Genomic DNA, 22,803 nt, shown 5'->3' with positions numbered 1-22,803 from the left:
TTACACTTATACAGAAAATCGGGTAGTTTCATATTTTCTTAAGTTTATTGGTTACTTTCAACTAATTTCATTCTACTTTTGTTTTCTTCTGAATCAATATGAATCAACCGTTTTCCCTGTTTATAATACGTATCAATAAATAGGGGGGATTTTTACTTTTCAATTTCACATAGCAATTTTATTTCTTTAATTTGTTCTATATGACGCTGTTCATGCAGATAGATCAGTTCTATCCACTGATCAAGGTGTAATTCTCCAAGAGCTGGATGCATCACTGATTTTTTCGCTAATATAGATTCATCTTCTATTGTACTCAGGAAATGCATCAATTCTTTTCTTGATTTGCTTAGCATATTGAGCATTTGCTGCACTTCAAATGGTTCTATACTTGGTTCAATCATTTCTGGAGCTATAAACTTTTTCGTTCTATCTAATAAAATAGTGTGAATTTCTTTACGCTCATTTTGGGTACTATCTAACTTTTTTAATCCTGACGAAATAACTGTTATAACTCTCTCATCTAATAAAACTAAATGATGACAAACTTGTGCAATACTCCATTTATCCTTATCTGGTTTCCTATTAAATTGAGCATCACTTAACAAAGTAATTTCCTCAACTAATTGATTTCTCGTTTCATAAAACCTGTCATTTACAAATGTATCCATGTGGATTCTCCTTTCATTGCAACCTACATACTTAAATTCCTACGCTAGAAATATTATCTTCGAAAAAAGATTTTCTTTCACTACTATTCCAATTTCATTTTAAAGCCACAAATGAAGTTATTTGTTTTTTTGTATATTTTTAATTGGCATAAATAAATCAACCTTTAACTTTCCTTCTAGATCTGCAGCAACATTATTTAAGCAAAACTCTAAATTATCTCTATCATAATCTGCATCATACTCACTATTTGGTAGCCACTCTGCATACATGTATTGATACGCTTCACTTAATTTATGAGGTTCATCATAGAACTGGTATAGACCATATGTACCTCCATCTAATCTTTTAAATTGCACATCATGATACTTTTCTTTATCGAAGTTTTCAGGAATTGTAACACATGCATCATGCCGGCACTTATGACTTGCAACAAGTTCAGGATTATCTAATGATATTCCGATAAATGATTGCTCTGGTGGATACAGTTTATTTTCAATTGACCAGTTCAGTAACTTCCCCCAGTGATCTTGCGGTTCAAAGTAGCTACCAGTTCGTCTTATATACGCTACTTCTAATGGTGGTAATTTTTTTATAACAACTTTCATTTACATCTTCTCCCCTATAAATACGTACACTGTTTATTTAGCTTTCTTTAATATTTATTCCTTCTTAAACAAAAAGAATTTTCTAATCACATAAAGTGAAACTTTAATCAGCGATGGTTTTGTTCATCCCCACTGATTATTAGTTGAACCAATCGGGCTACCAGTTAATGCGGGATAAACTTTAATTGATAACATGTATAACAATCTTGAATAATAATGTCCTATCAATTTATCATTAAATAAATGTAAAAAATGACTCTATTTATTCATTTTTAATGCGTATGTATGTACATTTGTTAATTTATTCGATATATTATGGGTATTGAATGATTACGTAAAGTGTAAAGGTCGCTTATATAACACCTTATATTTTTATATCCGTGAAAACTACAAAGTGTATGAAAATCCATTTGTCAAATGAATTTAGTGCGGAAGGAGGTTTGTGGTTACTTCATAGGGTATAATAATCAGTTTTTTACTGATAAAAATATAGGAGGCGACATAATGTTTCGTACGATTTCAAATTTCATGAGAGTAGCTGAGATAAGAAGGAAAATCCTTTTTACACTAGCGATGTTAATCGTTTTTCGAATTGGCACGTTTATTCCAGTTCCTCATACTAACGCAGAGGTATTAAAAGTACAAGATCAAGCTAACGTTCTAGGTATGTTAAACGTATTTGGTGGAGGAGCGCTGCAACATTTCTCAATCTTTGCTGTAGGTATTACACCATATATTACAGCTTCCATCATAGTACAATTACTACAAATGGATGTTATACCTAAGTTTTCGGAATGGGCAAAGCAAGGAGAAATGGGCCGTAAGAAATCAGCTCAATTCACTCGATACTTTACAATCATTCTCGCATTCATACAGGCCATCGGAATGTCTTATGGCTTTAATAATATAGCAGGTGGACAATTAATAACAGATCAAAGCTGGACTACATACTTATTTATTGCGACAGTTTTAACTGCAGGTACTGCATTTTTACTTTGGTTAGGCGAACAAATTACCGCTAACGGAGTTGGTAATGGTATTTCGATGATTATCTTCGCAGGTCTCGTTGCCGCGATTCCAAATGTTGCAAATCAAATTTATTTACAACAATTCCAAAATGCTGGCGATCAGCTATTCATGCACATAATAAAAATTGTTTTAATTGGACTCGTAATTTTAGCGATAGTTGTTGGCGTTATTTACATTCAACAAGCTGTACGTAAAATACCGATCCAATATGCAAAAGCTGTTTCAGGAAACAATCAATATCAAGGAGCAAAAAACACTCATTTACCGCTTAAAGTAAATAGTGCTGGTGTTATACCAGTTATCTTTGCTTCTGCATTTTTAATGACGCCGCGTACAATTGCGCAGCTCTTCCCTGATTCAAGCGTATCAAAATGGTTAGTTGCAAATCTTGATTTCGCACATCCAATTGGAATGACACTTTATGTCGGTCTTATTGTTGCTTTCACATACTTCTACGCATTTATTCAAGTAAATCCTGAACAAATGGCTGAGAATTTGAAAAAGCAAAATGGATATGTTCCTGGTATTCGTCCTGGTAAAGCAACTGAACAATATGTAACTAAAATTTTATACCGTTTAACATTTATCGGTGCAATTTTCTTAGGTGCAATTTCTATATTACCGCTCGTATTCACGAAAATTTCTACGTTACCACCTTCTGCTCAAATTGGTGGTACAAGCTTACTTATCATTGTCGGTGTAGCACTAGAAACCATGAAGACTTTAGAAAGCCAGCTTGTAAAACGTCATTATAAAGGCTTTATTAAAAAAGTGAATTAATTATAAAAAACACACTATATTTTAAAGACATAGTGTGTTTTTTATTTTATATAAACATCGCCATTAATTCTCGATTTTAAAATCCTTATTATTGTGCATGTAAAATACCTTGAAGTACAACTTCTAATCCCCAGCGGAACCTTTCTTCTCCACCAGACAACATATCATCTTTTAAGCTTACAATCATCGGATACTTTACTACATCTAATGTTTCGTACGAAGCACGAATTGCGTCAAGTGTAGTTCCCTTTTCTTTACGTGCTGTTTGTTCAAAGGCGACTGAAGCAGCATATAACAGTAGAATATCTACTCCCCATGCTGATGATTTCGCATTTACTCCTCCTAGGTGTAATTGGTGCAAAATCTGTTCGGTAAGAGCTAACGAATTTGGTCCAATTGGAATTGTCATTAAAGCCAATTCTGCCATTCCAGGGGAATTGAACAAAATTCTGAAATATGAATATACAAGTTCAAATAATTCTTTTTTCCATGTTTCATTTTTGACATCTATTTCTTCAATCTTTCCTAGACCATAATCTAATACAAACGCTCTTAATTCATCAGCATTTTTAACATAAACATATAAAGAAGATGGTCCTGTATCTAGCACTTTTGCAATTTTTCTCATACTAAGACCTGATATTCCTTCAGACTCCAGGAGGTTATATGCGGTTTTCACAATGATTTCTTTACTCAATGGTTCTTTTGCTGGTCGCGAACGACGGCTATTCGTTGTATTTGTTTTCTCTTCCATAGTTCTCCTTAATTACATCCAGTTTTATTGTTGTCCATGAAGTTGATTCATAAGATTGTACATTTTAATAGCAGCATCTTCTGAAAAACAAATTTCAAGGTTATCATTTGAGATAGCAGCAGATTGTGAAGAATAATCGTACATTTTTCCTTCATAAGTTTTGATTGCTTCGTTCAAATCGTCATACTTTACAATAGCCAGTGCAAGTTCTGCTGCATCACGCATAGCTAGGTTCACACCTTCTCCAGCAAATGGAGACATTAAATGAGCAGCATCACCAATTAAAGTAACACCAGGTGTACTATTCCAAGTTAGCCCCACAGGTAACATATAAATTCGTCTAGGAAAGATTGCACCATCTGCACATCTAATATAATTTTTAAGAGTTTCATCCCAGTCCTCAAAATATTGTAGAAGTTGACTCTTTGCTTCTTCTACATTTTCAAATGGAATCCCACAATTATCAAGCCATTCTTTATTAGTTCTAAAACTTAAGTATACTCGAATACTGTCATCTCCATTTAACTGTGCCAAAATACCTTTTTGATCCGAAAGTGCAAAGACTTTACCACGCCGATTAAACTCCGCTATTCCCGGATGATTTTCCGTGACATTTTGCAAATTCAATTCAATCATACTAATTCCAGTATATTGTGGTACCGAATCTGTGACAAGTGGGCGAATTTGTGAAAAAGCTCCATCTGCCGCTACAACTAAATCCACAATATCTACATGTCCATTTTCAAAATGAAGTTTATGCATACCATTTTCTAGAGAAACGGCTTTTATTAAATTATATCCCCAATGTATACATTCTGAATCAACAGAGTTTAAAAGCAACTCACGCAAAGTACCACGATCAATTTCAGGACGATCCCCGCCAGCTGAATCTGCTTCTTCATCTAAATATATTTTTCCACTTTTATCAAATAAGCGAAAATCTTCTCCCTCATATCTAGCAAATTCATAAAATTTCTCTAACAATCCTGCTTCTTTTAGCGCTTCTTGACCAGAATCATGATGGATATCTAATGAACCTCCTTGTTGACGACTCATTGGGGATGTTTCTCTTTCATACACCACACTTTTTAAACCATGTTGTTGTAATGTACGAGCTAATGTTAATCCTCCTGGTCCAGCGCCTATAATGGCAATTCTTTTTTTCGTATTTTTCGTTCTTTCCATCATTAATCACACCTTACATGTTTTTGAATTACTTGTTTTATTTATAACATAACGAACAGTGTTCGTAAAGTGCAGCGTTCGTTATTCTCCCAAGGAAATTATGGTAACGGCTCCAATAAGAAAAACATGCTACAAATTAGTAATAGCATGTTTTTTGTATCATCTATTTATTTAAGTTCTCAAAACACTTTAGTCGTTTCTATTTAAAGCTCCTTCTTTAATAGCTTCCCTTGCTTAAAATAAGCTCCAATTGTTGTACGGTTTGCTAAAAATACACCTATCAAAATGAAACAAGCCCCCATTCCCATTTTAGGATTTAAGGGTTCTCCTAATACGATATACCCTACGATAATTGCTATTAATGGTGATACATACAACCACGTCGATGGAAATACTGGGTTTGTCTTTGATAAGAGCCAGTAATATAATCCGTGTCCACCGATCGATCCGATAAATATGAGATATAAAATAGGCCATTGTACACTCCATGAAGTTAATACAGTTACATTTGGTTGTTCTACAATAATAGATGCGATTAGTAGTAAAATCCCTCCATAAAACATTTGAATTCCGTTTATAAGAAATGGTGATACATTTGATAAATCTGAAAGTATTTCTTTCGAACGAATAGAGCCTATTCCGTAAAATAACTCTCCTATAACTAAAACAATACAAGCAATACTCCATATGAAACTTACTTGTTGATGCATTCCTGGTAAAGAAACAAATATAACACCTATTAGTGCAATAACTAAAGCAACGAGTTGTTCCTTTTGTAATTTCTCCCTATTCCTCTTTGCTTGTATTAATAAAATCATCATTGGTCCCGTAGCAGACAGAACAGCAGCTAATCCCGAAGAAATATATTGTTCTGACCAATATAAACTTGCGAATGTCATAAATGTTAAACAAAATCCAGCATACATAATGCGTTTTGAAAATATATGTGGCATAATTTCTTTTCGCTTTAATTTAAAAATAATCATAAGGATTATACCCGCTAAAAAGAAGCGAATTCCTGCTGAAAACAACGGTGGCGCCCCTGCTTCAATTCCAATTTTTATCGTTAAAAATGTTGTCCCGAAAATAATACATACTAAAATGTAATTAAAAATGACCATTTTTCTTCCTCCTTTTTACTCTTAAAATGAGTATAGAGGGTATGGTGTATAACAGTGTATCGGTACATATAACAGTTACTTCAAGTTGTAGTTGATTCCCTATATATTTTTCGCTTTAATTAAATTAAAAAGAAAAATAGGTGAACCTATGAAGATTGTATTGCGTAAAGAATCAAACATACCGTATTACAAGCAAATATATATGCAAATTGTTGACAGAATACAAAGTGGTATGCTTTCACATGGTGAATCCCTTCCTTCTTTACGTTGTATGGCCACAGATTTACAAATCAATGTATTAACTGTTCGTAAAGCTTATAAACAGTTAGAAACGAAAGGATATATACGCATCGAACAAGGAAAAGGTGCTTACATATATAAACGTGTAAAGAAAGATTTCAAACCGATACCGTATAAATGGCAACAATCAAGATCTATTAATGTTATGCGTTCTCAATATGTAATGAATAAACACCGTAAATATTATGATTTTTCACAAGCCATTCTGTATCCCCGTCTGTTACCAAATCCATTTTTGGCAGACGAAATGCATAAATTGCTGGATAAAAATCCGATGTTGTTAGCAACTTACGGGCCCGTTCAAGGCGATTATGAGCTGCGAGTTGAAATAGCAAATTACTTAAATGAACACCAGAAATTAGTGACAGACCCATCTCAATTATTAATTACAAGCGGAGCACAACAAGGAATTGATTTAATTGCTCAAACATTATTAAAACCTGGAGATACTGTATTAGTAGAAAGTCCATGTTACAGTGCCGCGCTTGATATTTTCATCAATAAAGGTGTTCAAATCATTCCCGTTTCTCTTGATAATAATGGAGTTCGCTCCGACTTAATTGATGATATTTGTCAAAGTAAAAATCCCGTTTTATTGTATACGAATCCCACCTTCCAGAATCCGACAGGTACAGTAATGAGTAAAGAACGAAGAATGGAACTTATAGAACTAGCGGAGCTATATCAATTTTTTATTATTGAAGATGATTCTTTCGGAGAAATATATTTTGAGGATGCTATAGTCCCGCCCCCAATCAAAAGTTTTGATAAAGATGGCCACGTAATATATATAAAAGGATTTAGTAAAACGTTAGCACCAGGACTGCGTATCGCAGCACTTATTGCCGATGGCCCTATTTTTGAATGGCTATATGCAGTGAAAGGTTCAATGGATATCGGTAGTCCTTTATTAACACAAAAGGCACTTCTACCGTTTTTACGTGCGGAACGTATGAAAAATCATTTAGAAAAATTACGAACAGCTTTACAAATGAGACGTGATTTAACAATTGATATATTATCGCCATTAAAAGAACTAAACTTTGAAATACCAAATGGCGGTTTTAATTTATGGGTGACACTGCCTGATTCGATAGATCCCTTTACCTTATTACAAAAAGCAAATGAAGTAGATGTCTCTTTTTTACCAGGAACAGCTTGTCTATTAAATTACGAAACAAATGATAACCAATTAAGAATTAGCTATTCAATGTTAAACGAGAAAGATATGATAACCAATTAAGAATTAGCTATTCAATGTTAAACGAGAAAGATATGGCGATTGGATTAGAGAAATTACATGATACAATACGAAACAGTATAGGTTAGAAGTACTATCACAATGGCCAACAATAAATAATATCCAAAAATGAAAATGTGTAGTATGGGATATTATTTATTGTTGAGCTTTTTCGTTATTCAAATCTAGTTACTCTATAAGCTGTAATCTTCATTATCATTCCACTTTAACTACAATCTTTCCTCTAACATGTTGTCCTTCACTCAAAATATGAGCTTCTCGAACTCCTGCTTCATTAAATGGCACCACTTTACTTATGATTGGTTTGATTTTTCCGTTTACAATTAAAGCTGATAATTCTTCTAATTGTTTTCCATTTGGTTTTAGCCATAAAAATCCTGATTTTATTCCTTCTACTTTTTGTAGTGGTTCATGAACAATGGAAACTAGAACACCACCAGGTTTAATAATTCGAAAACTTTTTTCTTGCACTTCGCCACCTATTGTATCTAACACAATATCAAAATCTGATACTAGTTCTTCAAATTTATCTTTTTTATAATCAATAACGAGATCCGCTCCTAAAGACTGTAAAAATTCTTTATTTTTACTACTAGCAGTCGTTGCAACAAAAGCTCCAAATGATTTTGCGATTTGGATTGCCAAACTTCCAACGCCACCAGCTCCAGCATGAATGAATACACGGTCATTTTCTTTTATTTTTGCGTAATCTACAAGACTTTGCCACGCTGTAAGTCCTGCAAGAGGAATAGAAGCTGCTTCTTCGTAACTAATATTATTAGGCATATGTGATACTAAATCTAATTGTACTGCAATGAATTCAGCATAAGAGCCGCTTCCTATATTTTCAGGTTTCGTAAACACTTTATCTCCTATATTGAAACACTCTACATCTTCTCCAACTTCTTCAATAACTCCAGCTACATCTAATCCTAAAGTGATTGGAAATGAAAAGCGTAACTGTTCTTGTAAGTCACCTTTTCTTATTTTCCAATCAACTGGATTAACAGATGTTGCATGAATACGTATTAATACCTCATTATTCTTAACAACCGGTTTTAAAACTTGTCTTTCTTTTAATTCTTCAACACTGCCATATCGATCAATAACAATTGCTTTCATTTCCTCTCCTCCTTGCTGTTTATTTTAATAACATACAATTATTTCTCAAAATTTTTTGCCTTGAATTACCATATACTTATTTTTGGGGGTAATTATGCAAAAAGCATTATAAAGTAAAACTTTAATCATTCCTCACCAATCGGGCTCTTACTGCCCGGCAAACAGCGGGATGAATTTCAAAAAGAATCTTACACACATCTTAGAATTATTCAAAACTGTATTATTAATTAAATTCAAAAGAAATGGGGCTAACTTTATGAGTGAAAAGATATTTAAAATAAACGGTATTGATATATGTACAGAAAGCTTCGGTAACTCTAATGATCCCGCTATTTTATTAATTATGGGAGCTACTTGTTCAATGATATATTGGGATGAAGAATTTTGTGAACAGTTGGCGAACACAGGAAAATTTGTTATTCGCTTTGATAATCGCGATGTTGGACGCTCTGTTACATATGAACCTGGCACTTCAAATTATTCAGTAACAGATATGGCTGAAGATGCAATCGGGGTATTAGACGCTTATCATATTGATAAAGCCCATTTTTTTGGTATGTCATTAGGTGGTATGATTGCTCAAATTGCCGCTGTAAAACATCCCGAAAGAATTTTGACGCTAACTTTACTAGCGACTAGTGTAATAGGATCTGATAATAATACTCGCGATTTACCCCCAATGGATGAAAGGATTTTAACACATCATGTAAAGAGCGCAAGTATTGATTGGACAAATAAAAATGATGTGGCAGAGTATTTAGTTTCAGGATCTCGTCTATTATGTGGATCAGAACGAATATTTGATGAAAATAGAGTTTATACACAAGTAAAACAAGAAATAGAACGCGCAAACAATTTATTAAGTATGTTTAATCACGCTTTACTTCAAGGTGATGATGCATATGAAGGTGTACTTCACTCCATACAAGCACCAACATTGGTTATTCATGGAACAGACGATACAGCACTCCCATTTGAACATGGCCTCGCACTAATTGATGAAATTCCAAGCTCAGTACTATTAACTCTTAAAGGGGCAGGTCATGAAAATCATCCAAATGATTGGGAAAGCATAATTACTGCGGTTTCTAAACATACATCTGAAATTTAGACAAACAAATAATTAACAGAAGGGGGCACAAATTGTATTGTGCCCCCTTCCATTTACAAACAAAAACCCATCACTGTATTCGTATGTATAGTGATGGGACTTCTTATATTTTTCTATGTTTAAAAAAATGGACAATCTAATTGATCAACAGATTCCCATAATTTTTTTTTTGCATTTTCGGTGGATGTATTTGCTTCTAGTGTCATGTTTTTAAAAGGGTTTACTTCGACTTTTAATAAGGATGAAGGCTCCACATATAATGAGAAAACATGGCTACTTGGTAAAGCTTTTGAAACGTCAATATCTCCTACTTGTTTAAATAATTGCTGCGCAGCAAAAAAGAAGAAATTAGTTGGATTTGATTGTTTATTCAGCCACGCAAGCATTTCAGGTGATACCGATTTATGAATATTGATTTTTACTCGATCACCACGTTTATATCGCCTAGATCGCATACTTCCACCAACTAACTTATCGTTAAGTTTGTAAATCCTAACTCTTTTTGCTTATGCTCTCTATATTTTGGCGAACAAGTATAAACTAATAATCCTCGTGCATTTGTAAATAACGGATTATCTACAAAGATTACATTTTTGAGTCGTCCTTTTTGCTTTAAAATCATTTTTAAACTGTTTTTAATAATTACTGCACCCCCGCCATAAATAAACACGTATGGATCGTCTTTCATATCATCAATTTTATTTATAATATCTGTTGCAACACGTGCTGCTAAACCTAATAGCGCTGGCTGTGATTCCTCAACTAATAAGGTATTTCTCGGATGCTTATCATTTAAATAAATTTGATTGAATTCTGTAATACTATCAATCGTCTTAGTTGGATACTTCCGGTTCCATCTCGTAATGATTTGTAGTAACGTCTCTTTTACACCATAAGATAAACCTTTACTTAGTTGCGGACGGAAATTTACCCCTAATGAAACGACTTCTTCTGTCGTCCCTGCACCAATATCAAAAGAGAGTAGTGTTTTATCTACAAAATCAATTTCAGAAACTTGATTTTGCTCACATTCTATTTTATGTTTCACAACATTTCCTTCTTCATCGTATACAATGCCCCACGTCCCAGAAGCACCCTCAGGCAGGCATTTACAATACTCAATTGAAACATTAATTGTCACATCGCGTCCGTTCGGATAATGGAAAATAACCTTATGATTTCCCATATAACGTTTTGCATTTTCAGCAGCTATTTCTTGTGTAATAAGCTGCATAGGAAGAGCGACAGATAAATCATATCGAATATTAATATGGCTAGAAGTTGGACTTTGACGCATAGCGCTTACCGCCAAACCTGATAGTATTGTAATAACCATTAACTCATCCGTTGACTTATTTGATTTCTTCTCTACCTCAGTACCTTTTAATTGATCTTGAATGACTTTTTCTCCAACGATGTATCGTACATTATTTAGCATTAACGATGGCGAACTTATAGTCACATCAATGTGGTTTTCTAATTCAGATAATGAAACATCTACCTCATCTAAGAGTCCTGTCGGCTCACCTATATATAAAGAATAAATACTCGGAATAAAAATAGGGTCTTGCCCTTTCACCATTAACTTCAAACCGTTGTTTCCTGCATCTGCACCAGCTTTTAAAAGTATAGACATAACTACCCCCTAAATTAATCTGACATCCCTTCCAAATATATGCGAGCCCATTCTTTTACATTCAAATGTATTGTAATTTTTTACTTATCATAAAAACAAAATATTACACACTTACATATTTCGTGTAAAAAGCATTTGACATGATACTTCTACAATTTTATACTTATATTTGTAAAGAGTTTTTTACAATCGAGGGGGGCAATTATTTATTGAATACTAAAAAAACTATTTTTATAATCATTGTTTTAGCATTAATTGCAATACTAGTACATGGCACATATAAATACATCACTGAAGGTTCTATTTTGGGTGGTACGATTTTTGCTATCTCGTTAATACTTAGTAATTTAATTAATCACATTACTTGGGGAGATCCCCACGGTGTATCAGAAGAAAGTCAAGATGAAATGGGCCAACAAATTACATATAAAAGCTTTAAAATTGCGTATTTTGTGCTTGTAGTTGTAATGTTCCTTTTATTAATCTTCTCCGAAGGATTTTCTATGGGGGCTAATTTAGATGGCGTTAAAAACCTCCCTCTGTTCATCGCAATTTGCTCTTCATTCTTTATTTATCCTATTGTCGAACTCATAGTTGCAAAACAATATAAGTAAAAAGATGAGGTTTTCTACATGTAGAAAACCTCATCTTTTTATATTTACATACTCTCTACAATTGCTTTTAATTTATTCACAGTACGCCAATTCCTAACTGTAGCTGGTGTATGTAATTTCTGAAACTGGTTCATTAATTTAGAATTTCGAATGCTATTTTTGAAAAACAAATAAGCAACCTTCTCATCTATATAGCAATCTTCAAGTTCACTTTTAAATGTAAGCAATTGACTACTTTCCTCTTCAGAAAGTACATTAGCTAAAAAAGCAACATGAACACTTTCTCCTTCTAACAATGAATGAACTTCATACGGACATTGTTTAATAATATTTATAAATTCACCATATGTTCTTAGCATGACTGGAACATCGAAATCAAATTCATTTTTTATTTCAGATTGTATTCGGTCCTTTAGAAAGTTTATATCTTCCTCAGATTCGAACACGATATTACCACTTTGTATATATGTTTTCACTTGTTTTAACCCTATTGATTCAAACACTCGTTTTAAATCAGCCATTTTGATTACTTTATGTCCACCGACATTGATTCCTCTTAGTAATGCAATATAAAGTGTCATATTATTCCCCCACAATAAAATAAACTTATCAATTGAATCGATTTTCCCACTCATATTTCTCGGATATTTGTTTTAATTCTTCTAACATATCATGAATAGATAATACCTCAAATAAAATAATAGACTCACTTGAAAAATGGTGATGATAATGATTTGGTTTATAATCTTTTAAATCATTTTTATAACTCCAAAATTGCTTGTCTAATTCAGCAATAAGTTTAAAATGTTCCTCATCAATTTCATTACAACGGTTTCTCAATATAGCAATTATAGAATGAATTGTTCGTTGTAATATTTCTCTTTCACTTTGTGACCAGTCACAAGTCTCAATTGATACTCGAGCTAAATTATCTATATGGTAAATGATTTGCTGTAATATATGAAGTTGGTTCTGCATGGTTAAAAAGCTTCTCATTTCCTTCTTTGTATGTTGATGATATTTCCAATCTTTCTGCTCATATTGAACAAATTGTATCGCCTTATGCAATAATACAGTCAATTTAGATAAATCCTGAGCGGTCTCCTTTTTCATACCTTTTCCTGCAACTAATGCAGTAATCCATTCTTCCATAATATTTGCTGTTTTAGCAAATAGATCCTCTGTACATCCAAAAATCGTTTTCGTGTAGTGTGGTGGGAAAATGAAAAAATTCACTAAAGTAGATACTATAATACCAGTAGATGTAGTAGCTAAACGAATTAAAAATGCAGTGAAATAATGATCTGCCGTAATTGGAATCATAGCTACAGCAGTTAAAGTTGCGACTAATGTTCCCGCGTGTAACCTTAGTTTTTGACATGTAACGATCGTAAACATTGCAGCTAATGCATAAGAAATTGCTTGGTGGCCTAGGAAAAATGTGAAAGTCATGGCATATGCCGATCCAATTGTTGAGGCCGGAAAGCGAATAAGTCCTTTTTTTATTGAGTCTGTTGCAGTTGGTTCAATTGTAACAATTGCTGTTATTACAGCAAAAATAGTTGGGATGTTGAAAAATTCACAAACTAACACTGTAAGAAAAACTGCAATCCCAGTTTTAATTACTCTTCCCCCAACGATATTCCATTTTCTATCTTGATTCATTTTTTATATCCTTCATTTCTATTTCATTTTATATACATATATTATATATTGTTAAAATAAAAAAACCTACTACATGAATATTCAAGAGTAAGTTTTCTATCTCATTATTTCATTATAGGTAAATGCATTATTATTTGTTGGCCAATTGGTCCCATTCTTCTAAAACCTTTATCCTCGAAGCCGACTTTTGCATATAAATTTTGTGCAGGAATATTTCTTTCATTCACAGCAAGTACAACTTCATTTTTTATTGGAAAATAGCGTTTTACAAACTCTTCTAATAATAACAATGACTTTTTAGCGAATCCTTTTCTTTGTCTATTGTGATTAATAGAAAATGACGTTAAAAGTAAAGCATCCTCATTATCTGTGAACTCCTTTACTCTATCTCCCGTTTCCAATGCGAAAAGACCCACCGGTACCCCATTGTAATCTAAAATAACAATCACATTTTTTGTACGATCACTTTTTGCTTTTTCCAGTAATGCGCTTGGATCTGCTGTAAACTGAACTTGTTCACTTGGTAAAGTAAATGTTTGTATAACTTCTTTATATTTCTCCTTATACGGAACTAATTGAATTTCCCCTGTGTGTGTGTTCATGCTAAACTCTCCCATTTTTTAGCTTATTAACTTATACCTTGCTGTGCTTTTGAATGCACTCTTCCATCTAAAAAGGTAATTTCAACAAATGAATTTGGATCGTTTCCTTTCCAAGCAAAAATTTGTTTAATTTGTGTAGAATGTTCTACCCCTTCTTCTATAAGTAAATCCCCTTCAAAACCAATTAAATCTTTCACTTCTGTATAAGTCATTCCTTCATTTATGTTCGAGAAATGATTTATATTGATAGATTCTTTCTGTTGCCTTTCCATCACAGTAGAAGAAGTTGCTGTTTGATTTTTCACTTCTTTTCTCTGTTCACACGCTGTCATACTGAAACCTAAGCATAAACTAAACAATATACATGCGCTTTTTTTCATCATAACAGTTGTCCCTCCCATCATAATTAAACCATATATTCCCTTAAAAATAAACTGAATATTTAATATTATACTTAAAAACCTCGCACAATTAAGTACGAGGCTAATTTCATTTATTCAAATGATTATTTGATTGATCATCCTGTTCTTTTCTTAACTCTTGTTCTTCATCTTTTGGTAATTGTTTATCATTATCTTTAATTGGATTCGTTTCTCGATTTTCAATCATATCATTTGGAACTTGTGGCATTACTCGTCCCACAATAGCCGCTAATTCATCTAGTATACCTTCACCTGTTTTTCCTTTTTTAATTTGCTTTCCGATTTGTTTGAGGCGTTCATACGTATCAACATCTGCTACAACGACTGCATTAGCACCGTCAGGGTCATTTTTTAAACTTTCTGCAACAGAATATTTAATTGATTCAACACGAGTTCGATCAAGTTTTGCTTTTACGTCTATACCTACAATAGCATATTTTCCAACAACTACCGCTGTCGCATCATTCACACCTGGCACACTTGCTGCTAAAGATGCTAAATGATCTGCTGCTTTTTCATTTGGCTTATTTGATTTATTCGTATAATTAACATTTTTCATTGAGACATTTTTTTGTTCTGGTTTTTCGTTTGGATTATCTTTTTTTCCGATACTACATCCAGTAATAACGAAACAGAGCATCAACATATATATTAGGGTTTTCACTATTTTCACCACTTTACTATTAAAGTTTAATCATAAATTTTTTCAACAGCTTGCATTTTCTTTACCTTTTCCTCGGCCCCGCTATTAGCATTAATGAATATTTGGTACGTATCTTTTCCTAAAGTACCTACAAATTCATAGCAAAGTACTTCATTATGCAAATCATTAACTACTACAGCTTTACGTTCTTCCATTACTTTTACATCCGGATTGATTTTCTTTCTTGCTTCTGCTGCAGTTAGCTTTGCCGATGGAACTGTTCGTTTTTGATGTGACGCTAAATATTCTTTTGCGGAGAACCCTACGATAGAACCGTCATCTAAAGCAATTTTCATTTGGATTGCTTCTGGATAAATTCGTACTCCATTTTCATTTACTACATACGTAAATACACCAACATTATCATATTGTGAGCTATCATAAAGCTCCATATTATTAAACTTATGGTCCTTTAAAAATTTTAAACCTTTACTACCTGCATCGTTTAAACTAACTTTCTGTTCTTTAATTTCGCGGTTATTCATAACCCAAATTGGATATCCGCCTTTTCCGGTAATATCCATATAGAACTCATTGTTCGTTGCTTCATCTTTAATTTTCACACTATAGAAGGATTCTTTCGCACCTTTTCCACTTTTCTCTACATCTACTTTTTCATTTCCTTTTAAATTCAAAAACGATTTGGCAATTTTCGCCGCTTCATCTTTAGAAATTGCCTTTCCTTCCGCTTCAAATCCGCCTTTTTTATTTTTTTGCGCACTTGTAAAGGTCGGTCCGAAGTTTGTAGAAGAATATGATGTTACGTTTTTCTCTACAGTTTTCAATCCATCAATAATTGTGTTATCTGCTGGATCACGATTTGATGCAAGTGCCATTTCTACATCCATCCAGCGTAAATTATTTTTCAAAACAAGATGTTGTACTTTTCTTAGTTCATCTTGTATATTTCCTGCATTTGAATATAAAGTTTGTAGCGTTTTATATTCTTGCTCATTTAACGGCTCTTTTTCTAAATCACGAATGGCTGCACGGTAACTGAAATCACCGATATTCGCTAAAAATTCTTCCGTTTTATTAAATGGCATTAATGTTAAAGGAAGTTGTCCTACATCTGAGCGAGCTTCAGATGTTAAACGCCATACATCCGCTAATGCAGGTGATAAAGATGATCGTGAATTCATCGCAAGTGTTGTGCCAATTTTATCGTGTAATAAATCGACTTCGTATGCTAAATCATGGAATGCACGTTGATAGCTATTTTCCGCTCGAATTAAAACCGCATTTTTCTCTTGGTGCTCTTTATAGCCCCAATAGCCTGTTCCTACTACACCGACTGTTAATAATACAATGATAATACCTCGTAACATTGTCCCACCTCCGCTCTATTTACAGAAAATATGTTTACCGATTTTTTTAATTTGTGGACGAGTCCAAATCCATTTACTAGTCGCAGTATCTGGATTGAAATAATATAAAGCATTTCCTGTTGGATCCCATCCGTTAATCGCATCTAAAACTGCTTTTTTTGCTGTTTCATTTGGCGTTAAATATATTTGTCCATCGGCTACTGCTGTAAATGCTCTAGGCTCAAAGATTACACCTGAAACAGTATTTGGGAATGACGCACTTGTAACACGATTCAAAATAACGGCAGCTACCGCAACTTGTCCTAAATACGGTTCACCACGTGATTCTCCGTATACTGCGTTTGCCATAAGCTGAATATCATTTTGAGAATAACCGTTCGGAACATTTGTCCCTTTATTTTGAGGTGGTTTATTCTCTTGTGCAGTTCCGCCGCTATTTCCTTTATTCGTTGTTGTCCCTTTATTAGCAGTTGACTTGTCATACTTCGTTGCCTTCACGAGCATTTGCTTCGTTTTAGCTCCAGCTAAACCATCAACGGGTAATCCGAATTTCTCTTGAAAATTCCGAAGTGCCCAGTATGTACCCCATCCGAAAACACCATCCACTTTTCCCGTATAAAATCCGTTATATTTCAAACGAGATTGCAGTTCAATGACATCTTCGCCAGATGCTCCTCTTTGAATAACTTGATTAGAAAAAGCTTCTACATTCTTTAGTTGTATACTACTGACCATTAAAGACAGTCCTATGAACGCAAGTAAAACTGCTATTTTAAAAATAGCTTTTTGGCGCATAATTTTCCCTCCTTAATTACGGAAATGATTTCTTGGTTATGTTTTGTAAAAGCCTCGCTTTTATGTAAAGAAGACAAAAAAATCCAAACTAATATCGTTGAAAAAATATGTAAACAATATAAAAAAAGGATGAAAGGAGTTCATCATGAAGAAATCGTTAAAACGTGTCGCACTCGTCATTCTGTTCCTAACAACATGTTCAAATATATATACAGGCTCATCAATTGTTCATGCGCAGCCGCCGTATGCCAAATGGGGTAAACTTGCCGTAGAAAAGACGAAAGAACAATACCCAAAAGCAGAAATTATTGACTATCTTCATATAGGTAGAAAACCAAAAACAGTTCAAATAACTGTTGAAAAATTTAAATTGTGGTTACGTGAAGATGGAAAAGAATATGGTGTTTTTGTTGATGTAGAATTTGAAACGAAGACGGAGAAATTTATAAAGTTGTCGTTTCAGAAGACGAGTAGATAAAGTGAAACTTTAATCAGCCCTCACCAATCGGGCTGCCCGTTAATGCGGGATAAAATGAAACCCCACTGTTAAAAATGGAAACAGTGGGGTTCCTTGCATTTCTAAAATTTTTTCCTAAAGTTTCGATTCCCTAAAAATCTTACCAATATACAAATAGCGCCAATTACTACAGCTATCCCTATGCTATATAAAAGTACTTTACCATATCCACCTATTCTCGGATCTAAAAACGGATATGGATACCAATTCACGATTGGACCACGTATTAAGCTATATACAACGTAAAAACACGGGAATAAGAGCCAACTTGCAGCTTGTTTCCAAGTGATTTTCTTAATAGGTGGATTTAAAATCCAATCTAAAAGCATTGCAATCGGCATGATATAATGTAGCACAGTATTTACCCATGGTATTGCCGTTTGAAGTGACTCTTCTAACCCTCTTAGTAACAAAAAATAAACGAGTCCTGTCGTAAGTATATATACCGTCGCCGCACCACGAAGTATACTAAACTGTTCTGAGCGACCAAATGTAGCTGTTCCGATACTGCTTAAAAGGAGAATACATGCAACTAAAATGTTACTTTCAATGGTGAAGAAACTAAAAAAGTTAACTGGATTAAACGGCTTCACTTGTGCCCTAATTATGAATTGCGTAATAATGGCGCTACACGCTAGAAGACTTAAACATATTCTAAATAAAGATAAAGTTTTTACATCCCTCATACATTCCCTCCTTTTCTTATATATAATCGGAATTATTCTGTACATGCTCAATAAATAATTTCAATGGAACGAGCCCACGTTTTGGCATATGACTACTTATAATAGCTACTATTTCTAACTGAGGAATGATAACGATGTATTGTCCGCCGTATCCCATAGCAAAATATATACAATACGGTATGTGAAATCTTTCGTTATGTAATACCCACCAGTGATATCCATATGCACCGACATGTTCATATGTTTCAAATAGAGCCCTACTTGACTCGTCTAACCATTTTGCTGATACAATTTCGTTCTCGTTCCAATATCCATTTTGTAAACATAATTTTCCTAATTTTAATAAATCGGTAGATTTCATTTTCATACCGAAGCCGCCGACATATATACCTTGCGGATCTTGTTGCCACTCGTATTCGGTAATTTCTAATGGATCAAATAAATATTTCTTTGCAAACCGCTCTGTCGACATTCCAGTAGCTTCTTGAATAATATAGCTCAGTAAATGAGAAGAACCTGAATTATAATTCATTTTTGTAGCGGGTTCTTCAATTATTGGCTTTTCTAATATGTACTGCACCCAGTTCTCTGATTCTACAAAGTCATTTGGGAATACTACTCCATTTCCAAACTCTTTCCAATCCTCACCAGTAGTCATTGTTAATAAGTGATAAAGCGTCAAATCATGTTTTTCTCCAGGTACATTTTCAATCCACTCTGTAATCGGTGTATGTATATCATTTATATAGCTCTTATCAAGAGCAATACCAATTAATAAAGATACAATACTTTTTGTAATCGAATTTATTTTATATAAGTTATTTGCACATTCAGGTGTTTTATAGTACTCAGTTGTTAATTCCCCTTTTTGATAAACAAGAAATGTATTCACTTTTTTCTTTTCGAATTTATTTTCTAGTTGCTTGAAAGCCAAAAACTTTACCTCCATTTAAATAGTTACTCCATTTATTATATCTTGTCCCTTCATTTTAAACATAATTGTGCTCAAATAAAAATAAACCTGTCAGCCATAATGAACTGACAGGTTTATTTTTATAATTTCGTACGAACATTCCAAAGCTCTGGGAAGAATTGTTGATCAAGTACTCGTTTTAAATAAGAAACACCGGAGGATCCACCTGTTCCCATTTTATGTCCAATAATTCTTTCTACTGTTTTCATATGACGGAAACGCCATTGTTGTAGCCAGTCTTCAATATCAATCAATTTTTCAGCAAGCTGATATAAATTCCAATATTTTTTCACATCCGCATACACTTCCAACCATGCTGCTTCTACTGTTGCATCTTCTTCATAAGGCTGCGTAATATCACGGTTTAACACATCTTTATGAATAGGGAATCCTTCTTTTACTAATGCTTGAATCGCGACATCATATAGACTTGGTGCATGTAGCGCTTTATGAAGTCGTGCATGTAATTCTGGATCCTTTTCATAAATTTTTAATGCGTGTGGCGTTTTATAGCCAAGTGCATACTCAATCATACGATATTGATACGATTGAAAACCTGAAGCTTGACCGAGTGAATCACGAAACTCAATATATTCTGATGGTGTTAATGTCGCAAGAATATCCCAAGATTGAATAATTTGAGACTGAATTTTTGATACACGTGCTAACATTTTAAAAGCTGGTTGTAATTTATCTTGTTTAATAGATTCAATCGCCGCATTTAGCTCATGTAAAATGAGCTTCATCCAAAGCTCACTTGCTTGGTGAATAACGATAAATAACATTTCATCATGATGGTCCGATAATCTTTTTTGAGAAGATAGTAAACTATCTAATTGTAAATACTCCCCATACGTCATATTCTCTTTAAAATCCGTATGAATCCCTTTTTCCATAATTACTTTTTCATTTTCTTTCATATTAGCCAAACGCCCCTTTTATATGATTCTACTTATATTGGTCTAATAACGGCTCGAACTGGACTTCCATCTGCATCAGTTAATGCAAGTGGTAATGCAATAAGTTCATAATCACCGTCTGCTACATGATCTAGTACGACATTTTCTAAAATATGAATTCCATGTTTAAATAATTGATGATGCGCTGCTAATTCTTTATCATCTAGCGGATCAACTGATGGTACATCTACTCCGATTAAACGAATACCTTTCTCTGAAAGAAACGACGCTATGTCTGCACGTAAATGAGGAATCACCTCTGGAAATTCTTCAGCTTTTCCATGTGAAGATGTACGTAATAATAATCGTTCTACACCTTCTAAATGAAAGCTTTCTAATTCCTTTTTCCCGATGCTTTCAAGATTAGAAACGTCAATAATCCGTGCTGGGCCAACATAAACTTGAACATCTAAATCTAATACTTTCTTTCCATCATTATCAAAATGAAATGGTGCATCAATATGAGTGCCTGTATGAATACTCATCGTTAACTTTCCGACATTTACTGAGCCACTTTCTTCTTTTGACCATGAAACTTCATACGAGAACGGTGTGTCTCCTGGCCACGTTGCAATATTATTATTTAGCGGTTGTGAAATATCAATCCACTCTGATGTTTTCATATTTATGCCACAACCTCTCGCTTATTTTCAAACTGCTTATACTCTTCATTTTTCATAATTTTCTTTAATATTTGTACAGATTTCCACACTTCTTCGTATGTGTTATATAAAGCGACCGGCGCAAGTCTCACCCCATTCGGCGCCCTAAAATCTGGAATTACTCCATTTGCTTTTAGTGCTTTACATATACGTGCTGCTTCTGCATGCTCTAAATAAATGTGCCCACCTCGTTTTTCATCCTCTAATGGATTTCCAATTGTAAATTCGAAATCTTTTAATTCATGTCCAATTAAATTCAGCATGTATCTCGTAATATGTAAAGATTTCTCACGTAAACGTTCAATACCAGCATCTTTGAAAATTTCAAGTGAACCAATTAATGGTGCTGTACTTAATACGTGCGGTGTACCAATTTGATAAGCACCTGCATGATCAGCAGCTGTTAATGTATGCTCCATATCAAACTGTTTATCTTTTCTAGAACTAAACCATCCAGACAATCCTGGCAGTCTATTAAAATGTTTACTATTTACATAAAGGCCTGCAACACTACCTGGTCCTGCATTTAAATATTTATAATTGCACCAAACAGCAAAATCGACATCCCAATCTTTGAAATGATGCGGAATAGATCCTATTGAATGGCATAAATCAAATCCGATATGAATGCCGCGTTTATGAGCTTCCGTTGTTAAACGTTTCATATCCAGAATTTGACCACTTCTATATAAAACAGAAGGTAATAAAATTAAAGCGATATCATCTTCCATCGCATAAATAATATCTTCTTCAGAAAGTGTTCTACCATCTCGGCTTTTCACTCTTACTAGATGTTCATTTGGGTCTAATCCTTTTAGACGAATTTGACTTTGAAGTGCATAAATATCTGACGGGAAAGTTAATTCATCCGCAAGTATTTTTGTACGTATTCCTTTTGGTTCATAAAACGTCGCAATAACTTGGTGTATATTCGTAGTCGTAGAACCGGTTACAATAGTTTCTTCGGGTAAAGCTCCAATAAGAGGGGCTGTAAGTTTACCTAATTTCTCTGAAAGGAAAAACCACGGGTGCTCACCTTCTGTCCAGCCGTCAATGCCATACTCTTTCCAAGATTCTAGCAACGTAAGTAATGATTTCTCTGCTCTTTTTGAAAGTAGCCCTAATGAGTTTCCATCTAAATATATAGTACCTTCTTTTTTATAGAATTCAGTTTGAAAATCTTTCAGTTCATCATGTTTATCACATTCAAGCGCATACTCATAAGTTGGTTGAAATGGTTCTTTATACATGGTGTCACCTTCTCTTAATTTTCTTTTTATTCTAACTAATTGAAATATATCACC

At 33.7% G+C, this 22,803-nt stretch carries 24 protein-coding genes and 1 pseudogene; 5 read left to right on the top strand and 20 right to left on the bottom strand.

The features are described 5' to 3' along the window. Positions 1–152: 152 nt before the first annotated feature. Together ACODS7_RS03645 and ACODS7_RS03640 are read right to left on the bottom strand one after the other, a co-directional pair. Positions 153–668, bottom strand: a complete 516-nt coding sequence (locus ACODS7_RS03645; RefSeq protein ID WP_029442506.1) for a DinB family protein — start codon at positions 666–668, stop codon at positions 153–155. Between the two features lie 117 nt (positions 669–785). Beyond that, positions 786–1,274: an AraC family transcriptional regulator gene (locus ACODS7_RS03640; RefSeq protein ID WP_098139598.1), complete on the bottom strand. Its 489-nt coding sequence runs from the start codon at positions 1,272–1,274 to the stop codon at positions 786–788. A gap of 504 nt (positions 1,275–1,778) precedes the next feature. Between ACODS7_RS03640 and secY the strand changes: the two genes are divergently transcribed. Continuing rightward, positions 1,779–3,083: a preprotein translocase subunit SecY gene (secY, locus tag ACODS7_RS03635; protein WP_243168207.1), complete on the top strand. Its 1,305-nt coding sequence runs from the start codon at positions 1,779–1,781 to the stop codon at positions 3,081–3,083. A gap of 88 nt (positions 3,084–3,171) precedes the next feature. Here secY and ACODS7_RS03630 read toward each other — a convergent pair whose 3' ends face one another. The 3 genes from ACODS7_RS03630 to ACODS7_RS03620 form a co-directional block, all read right to left on the bottom strand. Then, on the bottom strand, positions 3,172–3,837 hold the full coding sequence (locus tag ACODS7_RS03630; RefSeq protein ID WP_016081346.1) for a TetR/AcrR family transcriptional regulator: 666 nt from the start codon (positions 3,835–3,837) through the stop codon (positions 3,172–3,174). Positions 3,838–3,861: 24 nt separating this feature from the next. Further along, positions 3,862–5,025, bottom strand: a complete 1,164-nt coding sequence (locus ACODS7_RS03625; RefSeq protein ID WP_088115356.1) for an FAD-dependent oxidoreductase — start codon at positions 5,023–5,025, stop codon at positions 3,862–3,864. Between the two features lie 200 nt (positions 5,026–5,225). After that, on the bottom strand, positions 5,226–6,143 hold the full coding sequence (locus ACODS7_RS03620; protein WP_098139596.1) for a DMT family transporter: 918 nt from the start codon (positions 6,141–6,143) through the stop codon (positions 5,226–5,228). 148 nt (positions 6,144–6,291) lie between these two features. On the opposite strand from ACODS7_RS03620, the pseudogene pdxR reads away from it, so the two are divergent. After that, positions 6,292–7,772, top strand: a pseudogene (gene pdxR, locus ACODS7_RS03615) (MocR-like pyridoxine biosynthesis transcription factor PdxR). Positions 7,773–7,899: 127 nt separating this feature from the next. Here the strand turns inward: pdxR and ACODS7_RS03610 are convergent. Next, positions 7,900–8,826 carry an NADP-dependent oxidoreductase gene (locus tag ACODS7_RS03610; protein WP_029442511.1) on the bottom strand — a complete coding sequence of 309 codons (927 nt, stop codon included), beginning with the start codon at positions 8,824–8,826 and terminating at the stop codon, positions 7,900–7,902. Positions 8,827–9,082: 256 nt separating this feature from the next. Between ACODS7_RS03610 and mleBCA the strand changes: the two genes are divergently transcribed. Next, entirely contained in the window at positions 9,083–9,937 is an 855-nt protein-coding gene (mleBCA, locus tag ACODS7_RS03605; protein ID WP_075718767.1) for a BCA family alpha/beta fold macrolide esterase, read from the top strand. A gap of 119 nt (positions 9,938–10,056) precedes the next feature. On the opposite strand, the gene ACODS7_RS03600 is transcribed toward mleBCA, so the two are convergent. Next, a complete protein-coding gene (locus tag ACODS7_RS03600) occupies positions 10,057–10,392 on the bottom strand; it encodes a hypothetical protein (RefSeq protein ID WP_001257761.1) in 336 nt (111 codons plus the stop codon). Positions 10,393–10,403: 11 nt separating this feature from the next. Further along, complete coding sequence (locus tag ACODS7_RS03595) at positions 10,404–11,573, bottom strand: ParM/StbA family protein (protein WP_000025622.1); 1,170 nt, start codon at positions 11,571–11,573, stop codon at positions 10,404–10,406. A gap of 209 nt (positions 11,574–11,782) precedes the next feature. On the opposite strand from ACODS7_RS03595, the gene ACODS7_RS03590 reads away from it, so the two are divergent. Beyond that, positions 11,783–12,187 (top strand): hypothetical protein, encoded by a 405-nt coding sequence (locus tag ACODS7_RS03590; protein ID WP_001093141.1) that lies wholly within the window; start codon positions 11,783–11,785, stop codon positions 12,185–12,187. Between the two features lie 44 nt (positions 12,188–12,231). Here ACODS7_RS03590 and ACODS7_RS03585 read toward each other — a convergent pair whose 3' ends face one another. From ACODS7_RS03585 to sleB, 7 genes are all read right to left on the bottom strand, one after another. After that, positions 12,232–12,768, bottom strand: coding sequence for a DUF1697 domain-containing protein (locus ACODS7_RS03585; protein WP_000177384.1), 537 nt, complete (start codon positions 12,766–12,768; stop codon positions 12,232–12,234). A 28-nt stretch (positions 12,769–12,796) separates the two neighbouring features. Then, on the bottom strand, positions 12,797–13,852 hold the full coding sequence (locus ACODS7_RS03580) for an aromatic acid exporter family protein (protein ID WP_088115353.1): 1,056 nt from the start codon (positions 13,850–13,852) through the stop codon (positions 12,797–12,799). A gap of 104 nt (positions 13,853–13,956) precedes the next feature. After that, positions 13,957–14,469: a GNAT family N-acetyltransferase gene (locus tag ACODS7_RS03575; RefSeq protein ID WP_141542537.1), complete on the bottom strand. Its 513-nt coding sequence runs from the start codon at positions 14,467–14,469 to the stop codon at positions 13,957–13,959. An 11-nt stretch (positions 14,470–14,480) separates the two neighbouring features. Then, entirely contained in the window at positions 14,481–14,837 is a 357-nt protein-coding gene (locus tag ACODS7_RS03570) for a hypothetical protein (protein WP_016081336.1), read from the bottom strand. Between the two features lie 106 nt (positions 14,838–14,943). Then, positions 14,944–15,540, bottom strand: a complete 597-nt coding sequence (locus ACODS7_RS03565) for a YhcN/YlaJ family sporulation lipoprotein (protein ID WP_043315256.1) — start codon at positions 15,538–15,540, stop codon at positions 14,944–14,946. 26 nt (positions 15,541–15,566) lie between these two features. After that, positions 15,567–16,907: a germination protein YpeB gene (gene ypeB, locus ACODS7_RS03560; protein WP_016081334.1), complete on the bottom strand. Its 1,341-nt coding sequence runs from the start codon at positions 16,905–16,907 to the stop codon at positions 15,567–15,569. Positions 16,908–16,922: 15 nt separating this feature from the next. Next, complete coding sequence (gene sleB / locus ACODS7_RS03555; protein WP_001249053.1) at positions 16,923–17,702, bottom strand: spore cortex-lytic enzyme; 780 nt, start codon at positions 17,700–17,702, stop codon at positions 16,923–16,925. A 145-nt stretch (positions 17,703–17,847) separates the two neighbouring features. On the opposite strand from sleB, the gene ACODS7_RS03550 reads away from it, so the two are divergent. Next, positions 17,848–18,180, top strand: a complete 333-nt coding sequence (locus ACODS7_RS03550; protein ID WP_000749154.1) for a DUF3889 domain-containing protein — start codon at positions 17,848–17,850, stop codon at positions 18,178–18,180. 101 nt (positions 18,181–18,281) lie between these two features. On the opposite strand, the gene ACODS7_RS03545 is transcribed toward ACODS7_RS03550, so the two are convergent. From ACODS7_RS03545 to kynU, 5 genes are all read right to left on the bottom strand, one after another. Beyond that, positions 18,282–18,905 (bottom strand): Pr6Pr family membrane protein, encoded by a 624-nt coding sequence (locus tag ACODS7_RS03545; protein ID WP_224980289.1) that lies wholly within the window; start codon positions 18,903–18,905, stop codon positions 18,282–18,284. 16 nt (positions 18,906–18,921) lie between these two features. After that, positions 18,922–19,839: a serine hydrolase domain-containing protein gene (locus ACODS7_RS03540; protein ID WP_243168208.1), complete on the bottom strand. Its 918-nt coding sequence runs from the start codon at positions 19,837–19,839 to the stop codon at positions 18,922–18,924. A gap of 119 nt (positions 19,840–19,958) precedes the next feature. Further along, positions 19,959–20,798: a tryptophan 2,3-dioxygenase gene (gene kynA, locus ACODS7_RS03535; RefSeq protein WP_000661957.1), complete on the bottom strand. Its 840-nt coding sequence runs from the start codon at positions 20,796–20,798 to the stop codon at positions 19,959–19,961. 32 nt (positions 20,799–20,830) lie between these two features. Continuing rightward, positions 20,831–21,460, bottom strand: coding sequence for an arylformamidase (gene kynB / locus ACODS7_RS03530; protein WP_000858074.1), 630 nt, complete (start codon positions 21,458–21,460; stop codon positions 20,831–20,833). 2 nt (positions 21,461–21,462) lie between these two features. Continuing rightward, the gene (gene kynU / locus ACODS7_RS03525; RefSeq protein WP_029442519.1) at positions 21,463–22,749 is read right to left on the bottom strand and encodes a kynureninase; all 1,287 of its coding nucleotides are present in this window, start codon (positions 22,747–22,749) and stop codon (positions 21,463–21,465) included. Positions 22,750–22,803: the final 54 nt, after the last annotated feature.

It is taken from the genome of Bacillus sp. FG16 (genome assembly GCF_057809515.1).
This window is presented reverse-complemented; position numbering and strand designations above follow the sequence as displayed.

Excerpts from the sequence above, each read along its gene's own strand:
- ypeB (WP_016081334.1), bottom strand. The coding sequence starts at position 16,907 with ATGTTACGAGGTATTATCATTGTATTATTAACAGTCGGTGTAGTAGGA.
- ACODS7_RS03550 (WP_000749154.1), top strand. The coding sequence starts at position 17,848 with ATGAAGAAATCGTTAAAACGTGTCGCACTCGTCATTCTGTTCCTAACA.
- ACODS7_RS03645 (WP_029442506.1), bottom strand. The coding sequence starts at position 668 with ATGGATACATTTGTAAATGACAGGTTTTATGAAACGAGAAATCAATTA.
- ACODS7_RS03585 (WP_000177384.1), bottom strand. The coding sequence starts at position 12,768 with ATGACACTTTATATTGCATTACTAAGAGGAATCAATGTCGGTGGACAT.
- ACODS7_RS03600 (WP_001257761.1), bottom strand. The coding sequence starts at position 10,392 with ATGCGATCTAGGCGATATAAACGTGGTGATCGAGTAAAAATCAATATT.
- ACODS7_RS03640 (WP_098139598.1), bottom strand. The coding sequence starts at position 1,274 with ATGAAAGTTGTTATAAAAAAATTACCACCATTAGAAGTAGCGTATATA.
- sleB (WP_001249053.1), bottom strand. The coding sequence starts at position 17,702 with ATGCGCCAAAAAGCTATTTTTAAAATAGCAGTTTTACTTGCGTTCATA.
- kynA (WP_000661957.1), bottom strand. The coding sequence starts at position 20,798 with ATGAAAGAAAATGAAAAAGTAATTATGGAAAAAGGGATTCATACGGAT.
- ACODS7_RS03575 (WP_141542537.1), bottom strand. The coding sequence starts at position 14,469 with ATGGGAGAGTTTAGCATGAACACACACACAGGGGAAATTCAATTAGTT.
- ACODS7_RS03580 (WP_088115353.1), bottom strand. The coding sequence starts at position 13,852 with ATGAATCAAGATAGAAAATGGAATATCGTTGGGGGAAGAGTAATTAAA.
- ACODS7_RS03570 (WP_016081336.1), bottom strand. The coding sequence starts at position 14,837 with ATGATGAAAAAAAGCGCATGTATATTGTTTAGTTTATGCTTAGGTTTC.
- ACODS7_RS03595 (WP_000025622.1), bottom strand. The coding sequence starts at position 11,573 with ATGTCTATACTTTTAAAAGCTGGTGCAGATGCAGGAAACAACGGTTTG.
- ACODS7_RS03610 (WP_029442511.1), bottom strand. The coding sequence starts at position 8,826 with ATGAAAGCAATTGTTATTGATCGATATGGCAGTGTTGAAGAATTAAAA.
- secY (WP_243168207.1), top strand. The coding sequence starts at position 1,779 with ATGTTTCGTACGATTTCAAATTTCATGAGAGTAGCTGAGATAAGAAGG.
- kynU (WP_029442519.1), bottom strand. The coding sequence starts at position 22,749 with ATGTATAAAGAACCATTTCAACCAACTTATGAGTATGCGCTTGAATGT.
- kynB (WP_000858074.1), bottom strand. The coding sequence starts at position 21,460 with ATGAAAACATCAGAGTGGATTGATATTTCACAACCGCTAAATAATAAT.
- ACODS7_RS03625 (WP_088115356.1), bottom strand. The coding sequence starts at position 5,025 with ATGATGGAAAGAACGAAAAATACGAAAAAAAGAATTGCCATTATAGGC.
- ACODS7_RS03620 (WP_098139596.1), bottom strand. The coding sequence starts at position 6,143 with ATGGTCATTTTTAATTACATTTTAGTATGTATTATTTTCGGGACAACA.
- ACODS7_RS03545 (WP_224980289.1), bottom strand. The coding sequence starts at position 18,905 with ATGAGGGATGTAAAAACTTTATCTTTATTTAGAATATGTTTAAGTCTT.
- ACODS7_RS03630 (WP_016081346.1), bottom strand. The coding sequence starts at position 3,837 with ATGGAAGAGAAAACAAATACAACGAATAGCCGTCGTTCGCGACCAGCA.
- mleBCA (WP_075718767.1), top strand. The coding sequence starts at position 9,083 with ATGAGTGAAAAGATATTTAAAATAAACGGTATTGATATATGTACAGAA.